20 protein-coding genes and 2 tRNA genes are annotated in these 21547 nt (G+C 54.5%); 5 read left to right on the top strand and 17 right to left on the bottom strand.

Annotation, left to right across the window (positions count from 1 at the left end; genetic code table 11):
- Positions 1–2 precede the first annotated feature (2 nt).
- Complete coding sequence (locus JJE36_02145) at positions 3–1019, top strand: flippase-like domain-containing protein (GenBank protein MBK5211110.1); 1017 nt, start codon at positions 3–5, stop codon at positions 1017–1019.
- On the opposite strand, the gene JJE36_02150 is transcribed toward JJE36_02145, so the two are convergent.
- Complete coding sequence (locus JJE36_02150) at positions 1003–1887, bottom strand: HAD family phosphatase (protein ID MBK5211111.1); 885 nt, start codon at positions 1885–1887, stop codon at positions 1003–1005. The genes JJE36_02145 and JJE36_02150 overlap by 17 nt on opposite strands.
- Entirely contained in the window at positions 1884–2489 is a 606-nt protein-coding gene (locus JJE36_02155; protein MBK5211112.1) for a TetR/AcrR family transcriptional regulator, read from the bottom strand. The genes JJE36_02150 and JJE36_02155 overlap by 4 nt, the downstream gene beginning before the upstream one ends.
- Before the next feature lie 139 nt (positions 2490–2628).
- Between JJE36_02155 and JJE36_02160 the strand changes: the two genes are divergently transcribed.
- Positions 2629–3393, top strand: coding sequence for an ABC transporter ATP-binding protein (locus tag JJE36_02160; GenBank protein MBK5211113.1), 765 nt, complete (start codon positions 2629–2631; stop codon positions 3391–3393).
- A gap of 16 nt (positions 3394–3409) precedes the next feature.
- Positions 3410–4168 (top strand): ABC transporter permease, encoded by a 759-nt coding sequence (locus JJE36_02165; protein MBK5211114.1) that lies wholly within the window; start codon positions 3410–3412, stop codon positions 4166–4168.
- A gap of 99 nt (positions 4169–4267) precedes the next feature.
- Here JJE36_02165 and JJE36_02170 read toward each other — a convergent pair.
- The 7 genes from JJE36_02170 to JJE36_02200 all read right to left on the bottom strand — a co-directional run bounded on the left by JJE36_02170 (position 4268) and on the right by JJE36_02200 (position 13030).
- Positions 4268–4343: transfer RNA gene (locus JJE36_02170), tRNA-Arg, on the bottom strand.
- A 9-nt stretch (positions 4344–4352) separates the two neighbouring features.
- The gene (pknB, locus tag JJE36_02175; GenBank protein MBK5211115.1) at positions 4353–6221 is read right to left on the bottom strand and encodes a Stk1 family PASTA domain-containing Ser/Thr kinase; all 1869 of its coding nucleotides are present in this window, start codon (positions 6219–6221) and stop codon (positions 4353–4355) included.
- A gap of 54 nt (positions 6222–6275) precedes the next feature.
- Complete coding sequence (locus JJE36_02180) at positions 6276–9032, bottom strand: FtsW/RodA/SpoVE family cell cycle protein (protein MBK5211116.1); 2757 nt, start codon at positions 9030–9032, stop codon at positions 6276–6278.
- Positions 9029–10105, bottom strand: coding sequence for a Stp1/IreP family PP2C-type Ser/Thr phosphatase (locus JJE36_02185; protein ID MBK5211117.1), 1077 nt, complete (start codon positions 10103–10105; stop codon positions 9029–9031). Before JJE36_02185 ends, JJE36_02180 begins: the two co-directional genes overlap by 4 nt.
- Positions 10102–10518 (bottom strand): FHA domain-containing protein, encoded by a 417-nt coding sequence (locus tag JJE36_02190; GenBank protein ID MBK5211118.1) that lies wholly within the window; start codon positions 10516–10518, stop codon positions 10102–10104. The genes JJE36_02185 and JJE36_02190 overlap by 4 nt, the downstream gene beginning before the upstream one ends.
- Before the next feature lie 2 nt (positions 10519–10520).
- The gene (locus JJE36_02195) at positions 10521–11501 is read right to left on the bottom strand and encodes a DUF3662 and FHA domain-containing protein (protein MBK5211119.1); all 981 of its coding nucleotides are present in this window, start codon (positions 11499–11501) and stop codon (positions 10521–10523) included.
- A complete protein-coding gene (locus JJE36_02200) occupies positions 11498–13030 on the bottom strand; it encodes a serine/threonine protein kinase (protein ID MBK5211120.1) in 1533 nt (510 codons plus the stop codon). Before JJE36_02200 ends, JJE36_02195 begins: the two co-directional genes overlap by 4 nt.
- Before the next feature lie 141 nt (positions 13031–13171).
- Between JJE36_02200 and JJE36_02205 the strand changes: the two genes are divergently transcribed.
- Together JJE36_02205 and JJE36_02210 are read left to right on the top strand one after the other, a co-directional pair.
- A tRNA-Leu gene (locus tag JJE36_02205) sits at positions 13172–13257 on the top strand.
- A 93-nt stretch (positions 13258–13350) separates the two neighbouring features.
- On the top strand, positions 13351–13893 hold the full coding sequence (locus tag JJE36_02210; protein MBK5211121.1) for a rubrerythrin family protein: 543 nt from the start codon (positions 13351–13353) through the stop codon (positions 13891–13893).
- On the opposite strand, the gene JJE36_02215 is transcribed toward JJE36_02210, so the two are convergent.
- The 8 genes from JJE36_02215 to JJE36_02250 form a co-directional block, all read right to left on the bottom strand.
- Positions 13874–14953, bottom strand: a complete 1080-nt coding sequence (locus JJE36_02215) for a type IV pilus twitching motility protein PilT (protein MBK5211122.1) — start codon at positions 14951–14953, stop codon at positions 13874–13876. The genes JJE36_02210 and JJE36_02215 overlap by 20 nt on opposite strands.
- A gap of 474 nt (positions 14954–15427) precedes the next feature.
- Positions 15428–16267 (bottom strand): hypothetical protein, encoded by an 840-nt coding sequence (locus JJE36_02220; protein ID MBK5211123.1) that lies wholly within the window; start codon positions 16265–16267, stop codon positions 15428–15430.
- 2 nt (positions 16268–16269) lie between these two features.
- A complete protein-coding gene (gene pilO, locus JJE36_02225) occupies positions 16270–16941 on the bottom strand; it encodes a type 4a pilus biogenesis protein PilO (GenBank protein MBK5211124.1) in 672 nt (223 codons plus the stop codon).
- Entirely contained in the window at positions 16941–17648 is a 708-nt protein-coding gene (locus tag JJE36_02230) for a hypothetical protein (GenBank protein MBK5211125.1), read from the bottom strand. Before JJE36_02230 ends, pilO begins: the two co-directional genes overlap by 1 nt.
- Positions 17648–18811 (bottom strand): type IV pilus assembly protein PilM, encoded by a 1164-nt coding sequence (gene pilM / locus JJE36_02235; protein MBK5211126.1) that lies wholly within the window; start codon positions 18809–18811, stop codon positions 17648–17650. Before pilM ends, JJE36_02230 begins: the two co-directional genes overlap by 1 nt.
- Positions 18812–18937: 126 nt before the next feature.
- A complete protein-coding gene (locus JJE36_02240) occupies positions 18938–20302 on the bottom strand; it encodes a hypothetical protein (protein MBK5211127.1) in 1365 nt (454 codons plus the stop codon).
- A gap of 17 nt (positions 20303–20319) precedes the next feature.
- Positions 20320–20904: a hypothetical protein gene (locus tag JJE36_02245; protein ID MBK5211128.1), complete on the bottom strand. Its 585-nt coding sequence runs from the start codon at positions 20902–20904 to the stop codon at positions 20320–20322.
- Between the two features lie 81 nt (positions 20905–20985).
- Entirely contained in the window at positions 20986–21531 is a 546-nt protein-coding gene (locus JJE36_02250; protein ID MBK5211129.1) for a prepilin-type N-terminal cleavage/methylation domain-containing protein, read from the bottom strand.
- Between the last annotated feature and the right edge of the window lie 16 nt (positions 21532–21547).

A 21547-nucleotide genomic window follows, 5' to 3' on the forward strand; every position in this document is an offset into this window, starting at 1 on the left:
TCATGACCAATCGACGAACAAAAAGCATTTTGGTCATCATCGCGGCAGTCTTCGCGATTTATATCGGCACGCACCTCAAAGAACTTGAAAGAGTGATCGATACATTCGCCGCAGGGAATTGGCGATGGTTGCTCGTCGCCGCCTTGGCCCAGGTGGCCTATTTCGCGATGTATTCGAAAATGGTGCAATGGGCGTTTCGATCTGTAGAAATAAAGCGGGGCATCAAGGAGTTGCTGCCTCTTATACTCGGAGCGCTTTTCATGAACGTTCTGGCGCCGACGGGCGGCAATTCGGGGACGGTTCTTTTCGCGGATGATGCAGCGAGGCGTGAGGAGTCGTCGAGCAAGGCCGTGGTCGGCTATATGGCGAGCACGATCGTCAGCTATACGGCGTTTTCTTTCGTCTTGATCTTCGCGGTGGTCTACCTCAGGGTGGTCGGATCGCTTGACGTCTACGAGATTTCGGGCGCATTGCTGTTCATCTTGCCGACGGTGCTCCCTCCGGTGCTCCTGATTCTCAGCGTGAAAAATCCCGACTTGACGGTCAGGATACTCGGGCTGGTCTATCGAATCGTCATCAAGGTTCAGAAAACATTCAAGATGCGGAGTCGCCTTCAGGACGATTGGTCGCAAAGCATCAGTGAAGAGTTGATAGAGTCCGCCGAGTCGATCGCCTCCCACTATGGCGAACTCGTCAAAGCGGTGGCGCTTGCCCTGGCGGCTCACGTCGTCAGCATCCTCTCGCTGATCGCGGTCTTCTTAAGTTTCAACATCCATCTTCGTTATGGTGCCATTATCGCCGGCTACGCCTTTGCCGAAGTCGCCCGCGTCATCTCGCCACAGCCGGAGGGGGTTGGAGCGGTGGAGGCGATCATGCTGCTCATCTTCACTTCATTCGGGGTTGCGCCTATCAGCGCGACGGCGATATCCATGGCCTTCCGTGGTTTGAATTTCTGGTTCCCCCTTTTGGCGGGGTTCTTTTTCTTGCGGAAACTCGAGTCCTTTAAAAGCTCCCCCTAAGAAGGATTTCCGAGATGACGTTCGACCAGCCGTCTCCTGCGATTCCGTGGACTATTGCAGCGTTGGGGATGGTGTCGATGCGTTTATCGAGTCCGGGGGAGAGGAGCGCATTTTCGACGAGGAAACTCGCTCCGACGACTTCTGCGCATAACATGTCGCTCGGTCCGTCTCCGATCATTATGGCTTTTTGCGGATCGATTTTCCTTCGCTCGAGATCGAGCGCGATTGCACGGCGCTTGGATACACCTGCCGGAGTGAGGTGATAGGCGCGAATCGGCTCGTCGCTCTGTTTGAGGGTATGCATCTTTGGATGGATGACCCCGTTATCGATAAACGACAGGGGTAGCGCAATCGTTTCGAGCACCTCGAGTGCTTTTTGGCGGTTGACAAAGCCACGGAGCACGTCTGTCGTCTCCCGGTTTTCATGCCAGGGCGCATGGTGCTCGATTTGACCGGGAAAAGTTTCTTCCAGGAGTTCGAGGGCACCGGATTCACGAATGATATCGAGGGGAGTTTGGCCGTGCTTGAGTTTGAATTTCCACTCGGGGATATCGTAGATGATCTCGCGTTCGCGGCCGTCATAGTAGGTGCGAATCGCGCCCGCCTCCGCGATGAAGTCGGTCCAGCCGCACATGCGCACGATTTCGGTCAGCTGGATGCGGGAGCGTCCCGAAACCGGAATGATGGGGAGGCCGGCTTTATTGGCTGCAACTATGGTCTCTGCCGTGCGAGTCGAAGGCATGCCTTGCCCGTCGATGAGCAACGTGCCGCCTTTCCCCAAAAGGGTTCCGTCCAAATCGGTGTAGACGATCCGGACATCTTCGAGCGATGCGGTCAGTTCGGGTGCATCTTTGAGGTAGCGTGTCATATCTGGTCCTTTTCCCTGAGGCCGGCCAATGCATATTTCGCCAGATCGTCGGCCAAATCGTTCGGGTCGAGACCGGGGTGTATGACAGTCCAGTTCAAAGCGCCGGCCAAAAACGTTGCGAATATGGTTTGCGCGGTGAATTGAATATCGAAGTCTTTTCTGAAGATACCGAGTTCTTGTCCGCGCTCTATTTCGCGGACGAATATTTTAACGATGTCTTGGACTTTGCTGTCGAGTGTTGCCCGCCATTCGCGGTCTTCGCGCCACATTTCGGAAAGTAAGAACTTCGCAAAGTCGCGTCGTTTATCGATTTGGCGCATCTGTTCGCGCGCCAAAGCATCGATTGCTTCGCTGGGATCCATTTCCGGGAGAATCGCTCGATTGAGTCTTACGGCCAAAAGCTCAAGCCCGGAAGCTATAAGTTGTTCTCCGAGCGCGGCTTTCGAATCGAAATAATAGTAGACGACACCTTTGGCCACGCCTGCTTTTGCGGCGATTTCATCGACCGAAGCGCCCGCATAACCGCGTTCACCGATAATCTTCATCGCGGCTGAGAAGAGGAGCTCTTTTTTGCTTTTTTTCTTGGGGCTTTCTGTCGCCACGCGCATATCCTCTTCATCGGGTGGGTTGTGCTTCTCATTATACCGCAAGGGTAATGCTCGGCGGTTCGATTACGCAGGAGAATTGACCGGTCGGTCAGATTATTGGCATAACGGTTACTTTATCCCATATAATGCTCGTATGGCGAAAATCAGTATACATAATTTGTCGTTGACCTATAGCTCGGTGGGTGACGATATTCACGCACTCGACGGTATTTCATTCGAGGTCGAGCGAGGCGAGGCAATCGCTCTCATCGGACCGAGCGGTTGCGGAAAGTCCACGGTGCTCAAGCTCATCGCCGGTCTGATGAAACCCGATGTCGGGCAGATAACCCTCGATGGCGAACCGATCTTGAAACCGCGCCGGGAGACGGCGCTGATTCTACAGGATTACGGGCTTCTTCCGTGGAAGACGGTTATCGACAACGCGGCGCTCGGCCTCAAGATAGCGGGTTTGCCGAAGAATATCGCGCGGGAGCGTGCGAGGAAATCGCTGAGTGTCGTCGGTCTTGACGGCTATGAGAAGAATTTTCCCCAACAATTGAGCGGTGGAATGAAACAGCGTCTTGCGATTGCACGCTCCTTGGCTCTCGATGCGGACGTGGTGTTGATGGACGAGCCACTCTCCGCGCTCGATGCTCTGACGCGAGAAGAGCTGCAAAACGTGATGCTCGATTTATGGAATACGCGCTCGTATACACAAATACTTGTGACCCACTCGATCGAGGAGGCAATCTATCTTGGTCAAAGAATCGTTCTCATGACTTCACGCCCCGGGCGTGTGGCTCGGATTATCGAGAACCCGGGAATGGGAACCCGCGCGTATCGGAACAGTCGCGAGTTCTTCGAAATGTGCACACACTTACGCTCTTTGCTGGAAAGCGAGGGGGCGTACCATGGGTAGAATCGGCGACGCGAAAATGTCTGTAAAGGTCGGTCCGTTCCTCCGAAAAATCGGTGGATATATCGCGGCGACCGCTGCGCTCATTCTTTTATGGGCGCTTGCTTCGTGGGCGCTTCATTCGCCCGCGCTTCCCATGCCGGCGGCGGCGTTTAAACAGTTCTTCGCTCAGTTCACCGCCATGCTTCCGCACGCCGCAATTTCTTTGTGGCGCATCGCGGCGGCGATGCTCGCGGGCACCGCGCTGGCCTTACCGCTCGGGCTTTGGATCGGACGCTCGAAGAAGGCCGATGTGTTTTTCGCGCCGCTTCTCTATCTGCTCTATCCGATTCCCAAAGTCGTGTTCCTCCCCGTTTTGATGGTGCTGTTGGGACTCGGCGACGCGCCGAAAATCGTGCTCATCGGGACGGTTATCTTTTTTCAGACAATCGTCACTGCTCGCGATAGCGCCAAATCGATAGCGCCGGCAAGCATTATGAGCGTGCGTTCTTTAGGGGCTCGGCCCCTTCAGATTGCAATTGATGTTGTATTGCCGGCATCGCTGCCCGATCTGTTCACCTCGCTTCGCATCAACACCGGGACCGCAATCGCGATTCTGTTTTTGACGGAGTCGATAGCTGGCACAAGCGGTCTGGGATATTACATCGTCAATGCGTGGGGGATGATCGACTATCCTTCGATGTTTGCCGGAATAATCGCAATGGCGTTGATGGGCGTAGTCCTCTACGAACTGATCAATCTACTGGAATCAAGGCTTTTGCGTTGGAAAAAGGCATAGGATCATGGCCGCGCATCTGCGAAGATTGAAGCATCCCTGACAAAATAAAAGAACAGGCCGAGAGCGAGAATGCATTCAGCCTGTTCTTTTATGTATGTATGGTGCCCCCGGCACGATTCGAACGTGCGACACCAGCTTTAGGAGAGCTGTGCTCTATCCCCTGAGCTACGAGGGCATAGAGGAATTACTTCTTCGCGTCTATAAGCAAAGTGATGGTCGTTCCTTTTTTGACGCTTGCTCCATCTTGCGGATCTTGCTCGAGAACGGTGTTGTTCTCGGAATGGGGCTCATAGATAGAGGAAACCTTCAACCCGAGTGTAGTAAGCATGTTCGTTGCGGCTGCCTTTGTCAAACCGACGACGTCGGGAACTGCGACCTTGACGACCTGCGCCCCTTTGCTCACCGTTATCGTCACCTTCGAGCCGTCGCTTACGCTGAGCCCGGAACTGGGATTTTGGCTGATGACGACGCCGCTGGCCACCGTGTCGCTATACGTCTTATTCACCGATACCGTGAAGCCGGAGTCGGCAAGTTTTGTTTTCGCCCTCGCCTCCGATAGATCGACGACGCTCGGGACGGTTGAGGACCTAATGCCCTTTGAGGGAACGTAGGATATGGCAGATCCCTTGGTGACTTTTTCGCCGGAGAAGGGACTTTGACTTATGACGAATCCCGAGTCGACCTTGTCACTGTATTCGGCAGGCTGCGCATTCACGGTGAAGCCTGCTTTTTCAATTGCCGTTCGTGCGTCTGCTTCGGAAAGGCTCGTGACATCGGGCACGGTGATTTTTTGAGCTCCGAGGCTTACCGTCAGGTTGATCTTCGCGCCCTTTTCCGCGTTTGTATCGGCGCTGGGCGACTGGCTGATAATCGAGCCCGCAACGACGATGTCGTCGTTGCGTTGCGTCGTCCCACCGACGACGAATCCGGCACCGGTCAGCTCGGTCGTGGCCTCTGTGAGTGTTTTCCCGACCACATTCGGGACGGCTATGCTACTTCCTCCGAGAAGTCCGAGCCCATAGGCGGCTCCGATTCCCGCGCCGATGATGGATATGGCAACAAGCAGCCAAATCCACCATGTTTTCTTCTTTTTAGAGGCCATGTTCGGATCCTTCGGGTAGTTATCGTGTGTATTGCCATATTCGTTATGCGCACCGACGACCGGCATGACGGTCGTGGCACCGGCTGCCGCGCCCATCAGCGGAGCACCGACGAGTGTCGGGCTGTCGGTGCTACCCATGCCACGGGCGACTCTTAGCAAATCGCGTCGCATATCCTCTGAGGTGGCGTAGCGTTCGCGCGGATCCTTGGTAAGTGCACGCCCGATTATCGCTTCGAGAGCGGGGTCGAGAGCGGGATTTATTTTCGAGGGGCGAACAGGCTGTTCGTTGACTTGTTTGAGTGCGACGGCAATCGGAGTCTCCGCATCGAAGGGGAGTTTGCCGCAGCTTGCCTCGTATAACACGATACCGAGCGAATAAAGATCGCTTGCCGCCGTCAGGGGTTTACCTTGTGCTTGCTCAGGCGACACGTAGTGCGCAGTTCCGAAAACAGAACCGGTCTGCGTCATGGTGGTGTTGCCTGCACGTGCGATACCGAAGTCCATGACTTTGACGCCGCCGTCAGGGGTGACCATGATGTTATGCGGCTTGATATCGCGGTGGATGATATCGTATCCGTGCGCGACGGCGAGCGCGGCGCACACTTGCTGGCCGATGTCGGCGACCTCCTTGCTGGGGAGGAATCCTTTTTGTTGGATGAGTTTTTTGAGGTCCTGGCCGCGTACGTACTCCATGACGATGTAATACGTTTCATCGTCTTGGCCCCAGTCGTAGATGTTGACGATATAAGGACTCTGGAGGTTTGCCGCGGCTTGGGCTTCCTGTCTGAAGCGTGCGGCAAAATGTTCATCCGTGGCGTATTTGGCGTGCATGACTTTCACGGCCACACTACGCCCGAGCGTCTCATCGACGGCCTTATACACATCGGCCATACCGCCGGTGCCGATTTTTTCTGTCACACGATAACGCTGCCCAAAGATGGTGTTGATCACGTAAGCTCACTCCGCTCGATAAATAACTATCTGTATTGTAATGTATAGCCGATATTAATGCAGGCCAAGTGCAGCTTTGAGCACCGCCCTTGCGGCGGGTGCTGCTATTTTGCCACCCTGTCCTCCGTTTTCAAGCATAATCGCCAGTGCGACAGTCGGGTTGTCTGCGGGTGCAAATGCTATAAACCATGCATTCGGTGTTTTTGTCTTCCCGATTTCCGCCGTCCCGGTTTTTCCGGCCACCGTTACATCGAGAAGGGCGGCGCCCCGTCCGCTTCCGTCGGCGACGACCCCTTTCATGGCGTCGGTGACTTGATTCGCGATATCTGTCGAGCATGCAGTTTTCCACCTCACCGGTGAGGTGATGCTCAAAGAACCTGTTATCTTGCCTGTCGGTGAGTTGATGCTTTTGATGACATAGGGCTTCATCACGATTCCGTCATCGGCGATGCCGCTTGCGATCAATGCCATTTGGAAGACGGTTGCTTGCGGACCCGCCGGGGAGGTGTGCTCGCCGACCGGTTGTCCGATTCCCGCCCATGCCGTTTCCCATGTAGTCATTTCCAACGGGTCGGGCATGAGAGAGGTCTCGATACCCAAGTCATAGGGAATGGTGCTGTTGAATCCGAATTTTTCCGATTGTGCGACAAGCCTCTTCGCGCCGAGCTGCACAGCCACCTGACCGAAGACCGTGTTTATTGATTTGGCGGTCGCCATTTTTAGCGTCGTCCTGCTGTAGCTTGATTTCTCGAAGTTGGTGACCGCTGCGTTTCCGATGATCATGCTGGCGGGTGCTTTATACGTCGTCGTCGGGGTGGCGACATTGTTCGCATACACTCCGGTCAAGGTGACGACTTTGAACGTCGAACCGGGCGCGAGAATGGTTTGTCTCGATCGGTCGAGCAGGGATGAATTGCTGTCGGTATTGAGTTTCTGCCATTCGTCGGTGACGGTGCCCGGGTCAAATGTCGGGCTGGACGCCGAGGCCAGTACGGCTCCCGTTTTCGGGTTCATGACCACTATCGCGCCTTTACCGCTTCCGGCCTCGAGCGCTTTCTCGGCAGCCTTTTGGACCTTCGAGTCGATGGTCAAAGTGACACTGTCGCCCTTAATCGGTTGATTGGTCGCAGCGCCGATGACATCGTCGAAGGTGGAGAACGTGCGCTGTCCGGTGAGGACGTCGTTGGCTATGCGTTCGATGCCGGAACGACCGAATTTCGTTGAGTAGTAACCGATCGTATGCGCGGCAAGCGACTTATGCGGATAGACGCGCTTATAGGTGCCGTCTTTCTGCAGTATCGATTCAGCGAGGGTGACACCATCGCTTGTGACGATTGGTCCGCGGGCACTCCGTAGCTCCCGTGATAAGTTTCGAGTATTCGCGACGTTGTTTTGCAAAGAGCGCGCATGGATGACCTGCAACCAAGTCAGGTTCCCGACGAGCGCGACCATCAGGAGCGAAAAGAACACCGCAAGCCCGCCCAAACGCTTCGATAAAGAGAGACGCCCGAGAACGGAAGTGCCTTTTTGTGCGCTTACCAATTCCGTGGACAGGCCGGTGGACGCGTCGCTCGCCCGAATGAGGAGTGCGAGCAACATAAAAGTCGAGAGCATAGAGGAGCCTCCGCGACTGATGAACGGTAAGGTGATACCGGTCAGAGGAATCAGTCCGGTCACGCCACCGACGATGACGAAAACCTGCAAACCGAGCGAGGCTGTCAACCCGACGGCGGTGAAGGAAGCCATGTCGGACTTCGCCCGGGATGCAATCGATATGCCTCGGTATATCACTACGAGAAAACAAATGATGACGGCGCATGCACCGAGGAGCCCGAGCTCCTCACCTATTGCGGCGAAAATAAAGTCGGTGTCGACGAAAGGAATGCGAGTCGGCAAGCCGGCACCTATGCCGCGCCCGATGAATCCTCCGTCGGCGAAAGCGAAAATCGATTGGACGAGTTGGTACCCTTTACCGGCTGCGTCTTGGAACGGGTGTAGCCAAATATCAACACGCGTTTGAACATGGGTGAACATTTTGTAGGCCAAAGTCGCTCCGCCGCTGAAAAGCACGAGCCCGATGGCGACATAGCTCGGCCTGCCGGTGGCCACATAGAGCATAATCAGAAAAATTCCGAAGAAGAGCAGAGAGGAACCGAGATCTTTTTCGGCCACCATGACGAGAAAAGAAATCGCCCACATGAACAACAGCGGGCCGAGCGTGCGCAACTCCGGCATGGGTATACGCAAAATCCGCCGTGTCGATACGGTCAGCATCTCACGGTTTTCAGACAAGTACGAAGCCATGAATAGGATTATGAGGACACGTGCGATTTCTCCCGGCTGGATGGAAAGGGAACCTAAGCGAATCCAAAGCTTCGATCCGTTGATTTCTCGGCCGATGAGTGCCGGCAAAACCATGAGAACGATTCCGACGACCATAAGTGTGTACTTATAATTCCCCACGCGTTCGAGGGAGGGAATGGCTGCGAGTATTGCGATGAGTGCCACGACGCCGATGAAAAGCCAGGCGATTTGGGTGAAGGCTTTTTCGGGCGTAAGGCGCGTGATGAACGCGATGCCGATGCTGCTTAAGACAAAAGCGACCGGGAGGAGAACCGGGTCCGCATTTTTCGCAAAATAGCGAAGGGCGATGTGCGCCGCGGCAAAAAGGGCGAAGAGGCTGATGGGTACGGTGAGGTACGTCCATGAAAAGTTGCCGCTTGCTTGAGCACCGACCAGTGCGAAGAGAAGTACCACCGGAACGGCAGCGACCGCAAGGAGCATCAACTCCCTATTTCTGCGTGAGCTCATTTCGGGGCCTGCAAATTTTCTTGATAGCGGTGCAATCGGCTCATCGCCGCTTCCCGACTGTCGAATGTTTCCTCCGAAGATACATTTTGCTGCTCGATGGGCGGCAACATGTCGACGGTGAATGTCGATTCGGTGCTGAGCGCACTGATGGAGAACCCGAGAATCGAACCGGGCACACCGGTGTAAACCGCCACTCGGTTATTGGGTGTGGCGGCGATATAGGCACGTGAGGAGGCGTAGTTTTTCAGCACCAGCCCGACTCCGGTGATGAGAGCGATGGCCAAAAGGACGGCGATAACGGAGAATCGGAGCGTTCGTTTCGTGTGCTTCTTTTGTGCGAGCGAGGTCGCATACTCATGGTCGATATCGATGATGATTGCGCTGATATTATCATTGCCCCCGGCATCGTTGGCCAGTTCGATGAGTTTTTCGGCGCATCGCGACGGATCGATTTCTTTATTGAGAACCTCTTCGATCTCAGTGTCATTGACCGGTCCGAATAATCCGTCGGAGCAAAGAAGCCAGCGATCGCCCCTCAGAGTTTCGTATTCATACGTGTCGACGAGCAGGTTGGGGTCGCTGCCGAGGGCACGCGTGATGACATTGCGCTGCGGATGAACGCGTGCTTCGGCGGCCGATAGGGAACCTGAACGCACCATGGTGGCGACTACGGAGTGATCTTCGGTGACTTGGGTGAGGCGTCCGGAGCGCAAGAGGTAGGCGCGTGAATCGCCGACCTGCGTGAATACGGCTCGTCCGTCTTTGATGATCGCGGCGGTCATGGTGGTTCCCATGCCTTGGTGCCCTATATGTTCCGCGGCGGCCTGGATGATTGCAGCGTTTGCTTTTTTCACCGCGCGCATGAGTGCGTTCACATCGGGTGTGAGCGGTGCGTTCGCCTGAACCTGCTCCACGGCGATATGGCTCGCGATTTCACCGGCCTCGTGTCCACCGAGTCCGTCGGCCACGATGAAAAGCGGGGGAGCCGCTAAAATCGAGTCCTCATTGTGATCTCTGACACGACCGACATTGGTCAGCGCGGCGTACGGGTATAGAGGAGTTTTCGGTGTCATTGTCGGTCAACCACCATTTTTAAAGAGCCTGCTTCAATTCTGTCCCCGGGCCGTAAAGCTTGGGGTGTCCTCACCGGCATTCCGTTGAGGAGCGTTCCGTTCGTCGATCCGAGATCTTCGAGAACCGCACCGTCTTGCACAGGCGTCAAGCGCGCATGCGAACCGGAGAGGAGTTCGTCGTTGACGTGTATGTCATTGCCGGGGGCGCGACCGATGAGGAGTATCGCGTTGAGATTAAACGTCGTTCCCTCGAGAGTGGGCGGACCATCGACGATAGTGACGGTATAGACGGATTGTTTTGATTTGCGTGATCCTTGGGCCAAACCTATCCCGCTCTTTATTGCGAAGAGCAAAAAAAGATAGAGGAGTATGAGGAGGGCGACTCGGCCGGCGAATAAGAGCAAATCAATCACGGCTAGTGTTCCGTTTCTCTATATGCGATGGCGGTTGCGCCCACGGTCACCACATCACCGTCTTTTAAGCGACGGTGGGTGACGGGTTGCCCGTTGAGGAGCGTTCCGTTCGTCGAATCGAGGTCGGCGATTGCCCAGCCGAGGCCTTCCCGTACTATTTCGGCATGCTGCCGGCTCGCTCGCGAGTCTTCGATGAGAATGTCGCAGAGTCCCTTTCGACCGATGACGTAGCGGTCTTGCCCGTTCAATACGAACGGGGGTTGGTTTTTGACCGCGATGGTCGCTGTGGCATTCTGCTGCATTCCCGACGAAGAAATCAAAGCGGTTTCATCATCGGTTGGGCTGCCCACCGGGAAACTACCGCCCAATGAACCGGTCGGGGCGAATGTCGAGGAACGCGGGACGGCGGGAATCGCGTTTTGGCCGCCTCCCACTCCGAACGTGTTATTGAGATAAGGGTCGACGTTGAGACCTCTGTTGTGGCGATTGGCCGCATAGGACGGCTGCTCGGCTTGAATGCGCGGTGCGGAGCTCTTTTTCGGAGCTGCCGGTAACGCATCCGGGCCGAACTCTTCGCGTATGGTTTCTTCGGAAAGAGTTTCGCCTATCACATACACCTCTCCGAGTTTGAAACTGTCATCGACGACGAAAGCGACGATGGGCCGAGTCGACATCAAGTAGTTGTTATTCGATGCATAGGCATGAAGGCGCGTCGCCAGGTCCGATTCGAGCGTTTCGATTAAATCTCCGAGGGTGGCCTCGTCTTTGGGCGAAATCACGACGGTGTAGACGTTGGCGACATAAATCGTGTTCACGCCGAGCTTGCGCGTTTTTTCGACCTCTTTGATGGCGGCTTTTTCAATTTCAGCCGGCTGAAGAGGGGAGCGGAAAAGGCGTGAAAAAGGACGTTCGATTGCGCGTTCCAAGGCACCCTCGACGTTGCTCATGTTGCCCCCTGAATTTTTCTTCGAGCGACTGCTCACGCTTGTTCCTTTCTTCTGCTCATCGATAATGCCCCGACTAGTGCTGTTACTATATACGCTAGTGCGAGAAATAGGTTCATCCACGCGAGGTTGTCCCGGAATAGATGAGGGAACAAACTTTGCAAAGAGGATGAACTCGAAAAGTTCGCCTCAACGGCAAAACAGACCAGCAGCGTGCCGATGCTTGCCACCGCATTCGACTTTCGTGCGATGAAAAACCACCACGAACAGCATATGGGCAGAGCGATTGACGCTATCGCCCACTGTCCGGCGGCCCCCAAAAGCAAAGCGAGCACGAGCCCCGACAAAACCGAACCGAGCCGAGGTGCGATTCCGACCAATGCGCCCAGTATTATACCCACAAGCAGCGGAACCGGTACTCCGTCGGATGTCGCGGCGCCCGCGCCGAGCGCGTGTGAAAGCCGATAGTATCCGAAAAGATGGTACACGGCCGTAGCGGTTATTCCTCCCACCATGATACGCCAAATGGTGAGCCATATGGTTTTTGCGGAAACAATCGATCGGTCTACGGCGCGCTCGCGTTCGAGGCGTGTTTCCTCAAGTCGGTCTTCGTCGGTTTGGTCGTCGGTGAGCTCCTCGACGACACTTTGCAGTTCTTTTCGGCCGATGCGCTCATCTCCGAGGCGGTCGAGCAAAGCTTCGTTGAACTTCTTGATGCCGGGGTATCGGTCTTCCGCGTCGCGTGAAAGCGCTGTTGCAAAAACAGCATCGAGCACCGCATCTCCGGTCTCCAAGAGAGCCGGTTCATCGGTTTCTTGGGCGTGAAGCATCTGCTGAAACGATGCACCGGAACCGGCGACATTCGCATAAGGGCATTCGTCGGTGCAAAGTTCGTACATGACGGCCGCAAAGGCCCACTCATCGGTTTCTTTGCTTGCTGGCTTATCTCTCAATTGTTCGAGCGGCATGTAGCCGATGGTGCCTCCGCCGGCCGAGCCGTGTCCCGTCGTGCCGGAGAGCAATGCGAGTCCGAAGTCGATGATTTTGACGCGTCCATCGTGATTGATGAGGATATTGCGCGGTTTGATGTCGAGGTGGAGGACACCGTTTTTGTGTGCATGGATGAGAGCCGAGCCGATTGATTTTGCCAGGGAGGCGATGGTGTCGTCGTTGAGCGCGCTGCTCGGAATATCGGCGAGCGTGATGCCGTCGATATACTCCATGATGAGATAGGCTCCCTCATGATTCGATACGAAGTCATAGACGGTTGCAATGTTGGGGTGGGTCAGCATCGCCGCGGTGCGTGCCTCCGCAAGGCCGAGGGAATCTTTCGAGGTGGTCTGTGCATCGGCGGGGCTCAGGGGGATTTCTTTGATGGCTACGCGACGCTTAAGCTGTTCGTCCCAAGCGGAAAAGACGGTGCCGTAGCCGCCTGAACCTAGTGTCTCAAGCGGACGATATCGGCCGAGGATGAGTTCCTCAGGCTGAAGCAAGAGGGCGTCGGCTGCGTCTCTGCGGGCGGTTTCGCGGGAAAGGGCCGTATCGGAATATTTTCTTGTGGCGACCATAGGGGTAATTCTACCTAAAAAGCGGTCATCAGACAGAAAACCCACAGCAGTGTTGGCATTTTGTTGTTTGGAATGTTACTATCAAACGGCGTTTTTTGTGGTTGTTTCAGGGTATCATTCTCTTGGCGACCATTCATATCGGCGGGTGTGGCGGAACGGCAGACGCGCATGGTTCAGGTCCATGTGGGGGAAACCCTGTAGGAGTTCAAATCTCCTCACCCGCACCATCTCATTCAATGACTCGCCGATGGTTTTCCAATCGGGAATCGAGTTTTCAAAATTTCCGATATCACTGCCTAAACCGTTTGAGAAAGGGAAGAATCATGGAACTCAAAGGTTCAATCACAGAGGCTAACCTCCAAACCGCATTCGCAGGAGAGTCGCAAGCCCGCAACAAATACACCTATTATTCAGGCCAGGCTCTCAAGGACGGGTTCGTTCAAATCTCGAAGTTCTTTGATGAGACCGCGCACAACGAGATGGCTCACGCGAAAATTTGGTTCAAGATTTTACACGGCGGCTCAGTGCCGGCCACGAGGGTTGCGCTTGAAGACGCCGCCAAAGGTGAGCACTTCGAGTGGACGGAAATGTATCCGCGTTTTGCAAAGACGGCCCATGAAGAGGGATTCGATGCTATCGCGGTGCTTTTCGAAGAGGTTGCTAAAATTGAAAAGGAACACGAGGTTCGCTATTTGAACTTACGCGCGAATGTCGATAACGGTGAAGTATTCGCAAAACCGGAGATAGTGGTGTGGCGTTGCGAAAACTGCGGACACCTACACATCGGCAAAGAGGCGCCCGAGGAGTGCCCCGTGTGCAGTCATCCGAAGGCGCACTTCGAGCTTATTGCGAAGAACTACTAGACGAGGGCTTATATCCGATCTGCTCGGCCATACTTTTTGCATCTTGCGATTTTTCGAGTGCGGTTTCCGCTGATATCTTTTTCTCTTTGAAGAGTTGGCGCAGGCTGTGATCGAGCGTCGCCATTCCGATGTTACCCCCGGATTGGATGATGCTTAGCATCTGGTGAGTCTTTCCTTCACGGATCAGGTTCCCGATGGCCGGAATTCCGAGCATGATTTCTTGGGCGAGTACGCGTCCTTTTCCATCGGAGGTTTCGCAGAGGACTTGGGACAGAACACCGAGCAGGGTGCCGGAGAGTTGCATGCGAATTTGGTTTTGTTGCGCAGGAGGGAAGACATCGATTATACGGTCGATGGTTTCAGGCCCTCCGATTGTATGAAGCGTTCCGAAGACGAGGTGGCCGGTTTCAGCAGCGGTGATCGCCGCTGAAATGGTTTCGAGGTCGCGCATCTCACCGACAAGGATGACGTCGGGGTCTTGGCGTAGCACATGTTTGAGCGCTGCGGCGAAGCTCTCAGTGTCTTCTCCGATTTCACGCTGGTTGACTAAAGCTTTTTTGTTCTGATGTATGAACTCGATGGGGTCTTCCATCGTGACGATATGAACGGCTTTCGTTTCGTTGATGTAATCGATCATCGCCGCGAGCGTCGTTGATTTTCCCGAGCCGGTAGGTCCGGTTACGAGAACGAGACCGCGGGGCTTATCGGCCAGATCCGTACATACTTGCGGTAAGCCGAGTTGTTTTATGGTGGGAATGCCGAAGGGGATGGTACGTAAAACGGCGCCCATCGCTCCGCGTTGCCTGAACACGTTGACGCGGAATCGTGATTTCCCGGGAAGCGAATAAGAAAGATCCGATTCGAACGTTTCCTCATACTCTCGAAGACGTTTTTCGGGGATGATGGGGACGATTACCTTGACGGTATCGTCGCCGTAAAATTTCGGATGGCCTTCGAGTTCGAACAGGCGGCCGTTCACGCGGACACGGGGGGCCGACCCGTTGCTGATATGCAAGTCGGATGCGCCCATTTCAAGCATGGTGATTAAAAGCTCATCCATAGAGGGCAGGCGTTCTCCGCTGCGCGAGAGTCCGGGCGACTCGAGCATGACATGGTCGGCCTTTGGTTTGCTTGCAGTCAAAGTATACCCGTTGGTCAGCCAAGAGATGAACTCCGAAGCTTCCGCCGATTCGCACCAGAGGGCGTGAGAGTTCTTTGCGAGACTCGCGCCGTTTGCATGTCCTTGCGTGGCGAAAAAAATGACTTTGGCATCGTGGGCGGTTGCAGCGTTGCAAATGTCGTCAAGAAAAGAATCCGCGTCGAGCATCGAGAGATCCACGGCGACATGGTCCGGCTTCAACATGCTGATGGCCCCTGGTGCACGCGTGGGCGCCGGCACCTGGAATACTTCGGAGTCCGGAGCGGCTTTTACGAGGTCGTTTTGGAGGGTACTTTGAAATTTTTGGTTGTCAGAGACGACCAAAAGACGAAATTCAGGCATTATTTCTCCGATTATTCAGTAGGACTTCTCTCGTTATTTCGAGCCGTCGTTGATTTTCAGGGTGCGGGTTAAGGTGCCGTCGGTGACGGTTGCCGAGGCGGCGCCGATCGATTTGACGGACCACGTCGTTTTACCGATGGTTTCGCCGACTTTCGCCTCATATGTTGTTCCGCCGACCACGAATACGGCGACTTTTTTGCCGTTGCTCGTGCCGACGCCTTCAAGCGGTGGCGGTCCATACGAAGAAGTCGAGTCGTTCGCTCCCGCAACCGAGGTCGCTCCCGTGGGCTTGGCGGTTTGAGGTGGCGTCACGGTAACTCCGTTGGCCGCATGTTCGTCGATATCGAGTGCATCCTCGATAGTCACGATGTAGTTCTTATTGATTGCGCTCGAGCTGTCCCCAACGCGCGGACCTTTGACCGGCTCCATGATGTTTCGGCCCGAACGATAGTAATCCCAATTTTCGAGATCTTGACCGAGCGCGTCACTCTGAGAAGCGGAAGTGTCGGTTTCATCTTGTAGGGAACTTGCCGTTTTCGTGCTCTCCGTGCTCGTGGTTTCCACCGATGTCTTGGTACCCGGAGCGGGGATGACCGTGACGTTGTCATTTTGTGCGGTAACCGCATGCTGTGCACGATATAAAACGACACCTGCGGGAATAATGAGCGCCAGCAGGCAAACCACACCGAAAACCGCCCAAATCACTGCGCGCTTGGTGCCGTCGGGGCTCTTTTCGCCTTCGTCGTTTTCGACAAGTTCATTTTCCGGCGGTGCCGGCGTAGTATCTTTGTCGGATTCGATGTCAGGAACCGTATTCGTTCCATCGTCGGTCGACGGTGCTGATTCCTCGATGAGATCATGTTCATTGGTCATGGCTACTTGGCACCTCCTTGAGTCGTTGCGGCACTCGTCGATGCCGCGGCGGTGGATGCGCTCGCCGCTGATAAGACGGATGATTGGGGGATATAGTAAATTTGCACTTTGATGATGGTTTTCACCGGGTATGCTTCCGGGTCCCAGTGTTTCGCAACCCTGTTGGGGACGGCGCTTCCACCTCGGATACCGGTTAATCGAGTGAAAGCGACATTGGTGACGCGCACTTGGCGATTCATATCGCGAAGGTCGCGCAAGAAAGACAGGGTATCGAGCCAGCCACCTTCGAGAGAAATCTCCGTATCCCATGAGAGGTACTTCATGCCCACGGTCGTAACCGGATCGGTGTTCGTGATGTTTACCATCCAGTGGTTGTTTTCATAGGCTATGTTCTGTATTTGGCGCAAAACATCCGAAAGCTGGGCGCTCTCCGGTATCTCGGCCTTTTGGTTGGCGGTATCGATTGCGAGCTGGCCGCTCTCTTTTGCGAGCTGTGTCCTTTTGGCAAGCAAAGTCCGTGCGGCCAAGAGGTCTGCCTGGGCGTTGAGTTTTTCTTGCTTGAGGACTGTAGATTTTTTATATTGAGGGTAGAGGGTGCCCGCGACGACGCCGAGAACGATCAAAAAACAACCTGCGAGAACCAGTGCCACTTTGATACGAGGAGAAAGTTTCATTATCTCGTAGCCCCCCCAGTGGCCGTTGCGGCCTTATCCGTCCAAAGGTGCGTGTCCCCGCCGGTGTCGATCGTTAATTTCAGGTCGCCGGTGATGCTGAACTGGTCGACGACATCGGGGAAGTTGTCTTGTATGGCCGCCGAATAAAGAGAATCGGAACCCTCGTAGTTGTTGTACGCATCAGTCATCGCACCTTTACTCAGCCAAAGATTGTGTACTATCGGTGCTTCTCCGAGCGAATCCATCGCGTTGGCGACGCCCTTCCAATCCTTATCGGTCGGGTTGCCACCGGTATCTTCCACGACACCGTTGAGGGACATGCCCATTAGGGCGTCGAACGACATATTCTCGATTGAAACGGTCGAAGGCAAGTATTTGGTTACGGCCAATCCGCACAAATAGGGATCCATGCGCTGGGCGAGTGCTTGATTGACTATTGTTTCACGCGCGGTGAAGGTTTTCTTCGCGTCTTCATATTTTTTGAGTTTTGCGGCCTGGGCTTTCGTGTCCGTGGTCTCACTTTTCGTCGCATTGAGTTCATCGGTGCGCGAAGAAAGATTGATGGCGAAGCCGATAAAAAACAGTCCGATGAGTAAGAGACAAATCAGCCCGATGATTGCAATCCACGGATACCAAAGCTCGAATCTACGTTGATCGAGGATTGCTTGGGGAAGAAGGTTGATTTTTTGGTTGTTCTTGACAGCCATCATCTGCCTCCGATCGCAAGACCGATTGCAGGAGCGTAGCTGTATCGTTCGGTCCCGAGATAGCGCTGCTGCGTGTCGGATACACTGATGGAAGCGAACGGATCGGCGATTTGAATATCCGCCTTCAGCGAAGCTTCGAGATAAGCGGGCAAGTTGATAAGGCGCATGCCGGAACCCGTCGCGAATATTTTCGTGATTTCGGCGCCGCTTGCGCTGTTCGATATATAGAATTCGAGCGAAAGTCTGAGCTCGTTTATATAACGGCTCACCTCGCGTTCGAGAACACTCTGGGCTTTGAACACCAGTTCGGCGTCGTAATCCATGAGCGCGGGAACGCTGCCGTCGAGAGCGGGGAGACCTAAGTCTCGTTTGATCTTTTCCGCCTCATCAAGGGGAATATCCAACTCGCGCGCAAGCATGGTGGTGAACATATCGCCGCCTGTGGGGAGGAACCTGATGAAGCGAGGCACTCCCGCCTCGACAATTGCCAAATTGGTGGTTCCGGAAGCGATATGCAAGACGGCGACGGTCTCGGTCTCTCCGAAAAAGCCATCATAGTTGATGGGTGCTTCATTGTCGCCGAGCACCGATCGCACGAGCGCAAGCGGGGTGAGGTCGATTCTCGCGAGTTTGAGACCGGCATCCTGTATCGAAGACACCACTTTATCGATGATGTTCCGTTCGACCGCCGAGAGCATGAGTTCGTAGACGCGCTCGCCTTTATCATTGACCTTTTCGCCGGTGATGGCGAAATCGATGATGGCATCTTCAACGGGAATGGGGATGAATTCTTGTGCTTGGAGAAGGACGGCCTCCCGTAGATCTTTTTCTTCCGTCCACGGGAAGTCGATCATTCTGAAGATGATTTGCTGATTGGCGACACCGGTCGCAACGACTTTTCCGGTGAACTTGCGCTCACGCCAAAATGTCTTCAACGCCTCGGTGATGGCTGCGGTATCGATGATTTCGCCCTCATCGGTCGCATCTTTGGGGATTGAAATCGATCCGAAATCGTGAAGCACGAGTTCGCCGTTGTGGCGCTTCAACTGAGCGGCACGTATTTGGTTGTGCCCTATGTCCAGCCCCACCGGAAGCTCTTGGCCTGAAAATGATATTCGACCTGCCACTTTAGCCCTCGCGTCTTTATGTGTCGATGTCTGCATGTATCGGTTTTATCGTGCTGCAATAAAATGCACCACCAATACTAGTTTATTTGTTCGACTTCGACGCGCCTTGCAGAATTACGTCACTGAGCGTTAGCGGTTTTGTTGCTTTCCCGTCATTTAATCTCAATTTCCCCGTGTCCAATTTTCGCGTGCGAGAACACGACCGAAGAGTTCTTTCACAGGACCGGTGCCAGGACCGGTTGCATCTCCACTTACAGGACCGGGTAGAAAGCCCCCGAGAGTGCCCTGCGTTGCGAGAATGATTTTTACACCCGTCACAATCGAGCTGTCGGCGATTATCGAACCGCGCAATGAGCTTCCGAAAGTAACCGATTTGCTGGTGAACATCGCTCCGCAAAAGCCAAAGTTCGCGGAACTTCCGTTGGAGTTACCGGCGCTATATGTCGAGAGGATCGGCCCGCTGGATATGAGTGTCGCGCAGTAGCCTTCACTCACTTGAGGCAAAGACACCCCACCGTCTTTATCTCGGTAGGTGGTATCTACGCCAGCAAGGTCTGTGCGGGTTTCGCCTGAATTTGTGAAATTCGCGGGGATGAGTCGTCCGTTGAAGGTGATGCCGTTCGTCGCATAAATCGTGAATACACCTTTGTAACCGGTGACAGGCGCCTCTTTTGTGCCTACTGTGGCTGTCCCATTGACGTAAATCGTTCCGCTCGCATTCAATGTTCCGGAGGCGTCGAGGGAAAGTATCGTGTCGCCTTCGTAGTATTGTGATGTCCCTGCCTCCCATTTGAGAGAGTCCACAAGTGAGGGTGTAATGCTCGGCGTGGTCATTTTTGGGCCGAGCGGGGATACGATCACATCGGTCGGGAGACCGCTCGTAGCGTTATCGGTGTGAACCTCGTAGTGCAAGACCTTGGTTGTATGGACCCAAAGAGCTCCGCCTCCCGAAAGCGTCCCGTTTTCGATGGAGAGCGGACCGTCGATGAACGTCATATTCGCGTTCGGGCTTATGTCTTCGCCATTGACTTTAAGATAAAGCGGACCGATTATCATGGAGTCCGACGTGTTGAAGTATTTACCGTTGAGCATGGTGCCGCCGCCGCCTCCCGAATATACGCTGTTGGCCAGGTCGATACTGACCTCTTCGACTGAAACGCTTTCCTTTTTCCCGTCCAGAGTAGTGGCGGTGCATTTCAAAACGATTCCATGTCTGCCGGGATAACTACGGAAGGTGTACCCTTCATTCGTCCCGGGGAGTGTCCTCTCGGGCGAGACGGTCCCGTCGGCTGAGACGGTCTCGCCGGACAAGGCGGAGGGCGCTCCACTTTTTTCAAAAAGGGTTGCTTCATATTCAAGTGCCGAGGCGGCCACCTGATAAGCTCTGTTCGAGAAAGATTCCGTTCCGGCTTGGTCAATCGACCGCTGGGCGAGAGCGTAGCTCGTCATGGCGATTATAGTGACGAGAACGATTGCGCCGAGTGCGAAAGCCACTGCGTAGCCTTTGTCATCGTTATGCAGTTTCATGAAAGGTCGCCTCATGTCTATTGGTCCCGGTTCCTGAACCATACGGTACGAGATGAACGTACCAAGTGGTCGGATGAGTCTTTGGCTACGATGGTGATTTTTGCCGAAGTCGCGTTCGTCGATTCGGTGCTGGTAACTGTTGCCTCGTGGCTGTAGAAGAGTTCCAAGAGCGGAGTGCTGCTGGAGACGTTGGCGTTTATTGTGCTGAGGGTGAATGTGGTGGCGGTATCGCTGGAATCCACCGGCGGCGTGCGTAGTGCGGTGAATGTTCCGTCCTGATTTGCAGTGAAAGTGATTTTATAAGAAGTGATGTGATAAGGGATGCCGATTTGTGCGGGGACTTCAACGGGGACTTCAACTGTGTACGAGTAGCCGTCGGGCGATTTCGTCAGTGATAAATTCTGCGACAAGAAGCGATCCTCGATATCCAATAGGGTACTGACATCGCCCGACATCACATTGTTTCGGGCGGAAACTTGTTCGCCGACCTGAGCGAATGAAATCGTTTGATATACCAGCGTAATGACAAAAATCATGAAAATCGAGGTGACCAGAAGCTCGACCAGAGTGAAGCCGTCCTCTGCCGAAGACTGCTCGGCCATCGGTCCGGTTGAACTGCTCGAAGTTGGTGTATGTGAAGAAGAAAGTATCATGATTATTCTCTAAAGGTTCCCTGGGTCGTTTTATGGTTTTGGCAAAACCACTTGGATTGTATGGATCTGGGGGCCAGACGTTGGGTTTGACGTTGGATCTGGGGGGGGAAAACGTGTGGAGTAGCCGCCAATTGTGATGGTCTTTATGCTCGTACCGCTCACTGGGATTGTCGTCGCCTCCACGCTCATGACGACTGAGGCATTGGATGGGACCGGGCCGTCGCATGGCTCAACTGAGACATTGTGTGGGATATCCGTGCTGACGATTGAGATATATTTCGTATGAGTCACGCCGGCAGATTCGTAGGATGTTATCGCAGGATTGCGCAACATGTCGGCCAAGTCGGCCATGGAATCCGTGACCCGAGAGAGTTCCTGCGCGCGCACCGACGTCATGGTATTTACTTCTATGAGACCGATGAGCCCGGTGATTGCAATACTGAGAATCGCGAGAGCGACAAGTATTTCGACAAACGTGAAACCGGCATCGGTGGCAGGAGCTTTCCTGTCGCGAGTGCTGGTTATCATAACGCCATCGGTGTTCACGGCTCGGCACTCCTTCGATTCGGTGCCCATGGTGGCATTTCCCTAA

It is taken from the genome of Coriobacteriia bacterium, assembly GCA_016649875.1.
In the GTDB taxonomy this organism is placed as follows: domain Bacteria; phylum Actinomycetota; class Coriobacteriia; order WRKU01; family JAENWW01; genus JAENWW01.

Excerpts from the sequence above, each read along its gene's own strand:
- JJE36_02145 (MBK5211110.1), top strand. The coding sequence starts at position 3 with ATGACCAATCGACGAACAAAAAGCATTTTGGTCATCATCGCGGCAGTC.
- JJE36_02150 (MBK5211111.1), bottom strand. The coding sequence starts at position 1,887 with ATGACACGCTACCTCAAAGATGCACCCGAACTGACCGCATCGCTCGAA.
- JJE36_02160 (MBK5211113.1), top strand. The coding sequence starts at position 2,629 with ATGGCGAAAATCAGTATACATAATTTGTCGTTGACCTATAGCTCGGTG.
- JJE36_02165 (MBK5211114.1), top strand. The coding sequence starts at position 3,410 with ATGTCTGTAAAGGTCGGTCCGTTCCTCCGAAAAATCGGTGGATATATC.
- JJE36_02180 (MBK5211116.1), bottom strand. The coding sequence starts at position 9,032 with ATGAGCTCACGCAGAAATAGGGAGTTGATGCTCCTTGCGGTCGCTGCC.
- JJE36_02185 (MBK5211117.1), bottom strand. The coding sequence starts at position 10,105 with ATGACACCGAAAACTCCTCTATACCCGTACGCCGCGCTGACCAATGTC.
- JJE36_02200 (MBK5211120.1), bottom strand. The coding sequence starts at position 13,030 with ATGGTCGCCACAAGAAAATATTCCGATACGGCCCTTTCCCGCGAAACC.
- JJE36_02215 (MBK5211122.1), bottom strand. The coding sequence starts at position 14,953 with ATGGATGAGCTTTTAATCACCATGCTTGAAATGGGCGCATCCGACTTG.
- JJE36_02220 (MBK5211123.1), bottom strand. The coding sequence starts at position 16,267 with ATGACCAATGAACATGATCTCATCGAGGAATCAGCACCGTCGACCGAC.
- pilO (MBK5211124.1), bottom strand. The coding sequence starts at position 16,941 with ATGAAACTTTCTCCTCGTATCAAAGTGGCACTGGTTCTCGCAGGTTGT.
- JJE36_02230 (MBK5211125.1), bottom strand. The coding sequence starts at position 17,648 with ATGGCTGTCAAGAACAACCAAAAAATCAACCTTCTTCCCCAAGCAATC.
- pilM (MBK5211126.1), bottom strand. The coding sequence starts at position 18,811 with ATGCAGACATCGACACATAAAGACGCGAGGGCTAAAGTGGCAGGTCGA.
- JJE36_02240 (MBK5211127.1), bottom strand. The coding sequence starts at position 20,302 with ATGAAACTGCATAACGATGACAAAGGCTACGCAGTGGCTTTCGCACTC.
- JJE36_02245 (MBK5211128.1), bottom strand. The coding sequence starts at position 20,904 with ATGGCCGAGCAGTCTTCGGCAGAGGACGGCTTCACTCTGGTCGAGCTT.
- JJE36_02250 (MBK5211129.1), bottom strand. The coding sequence starts at position 21,531 with ATGGGCACCGAATCGAAGGAGTGCCGAGCCGTGAACACCGATGGCGTT.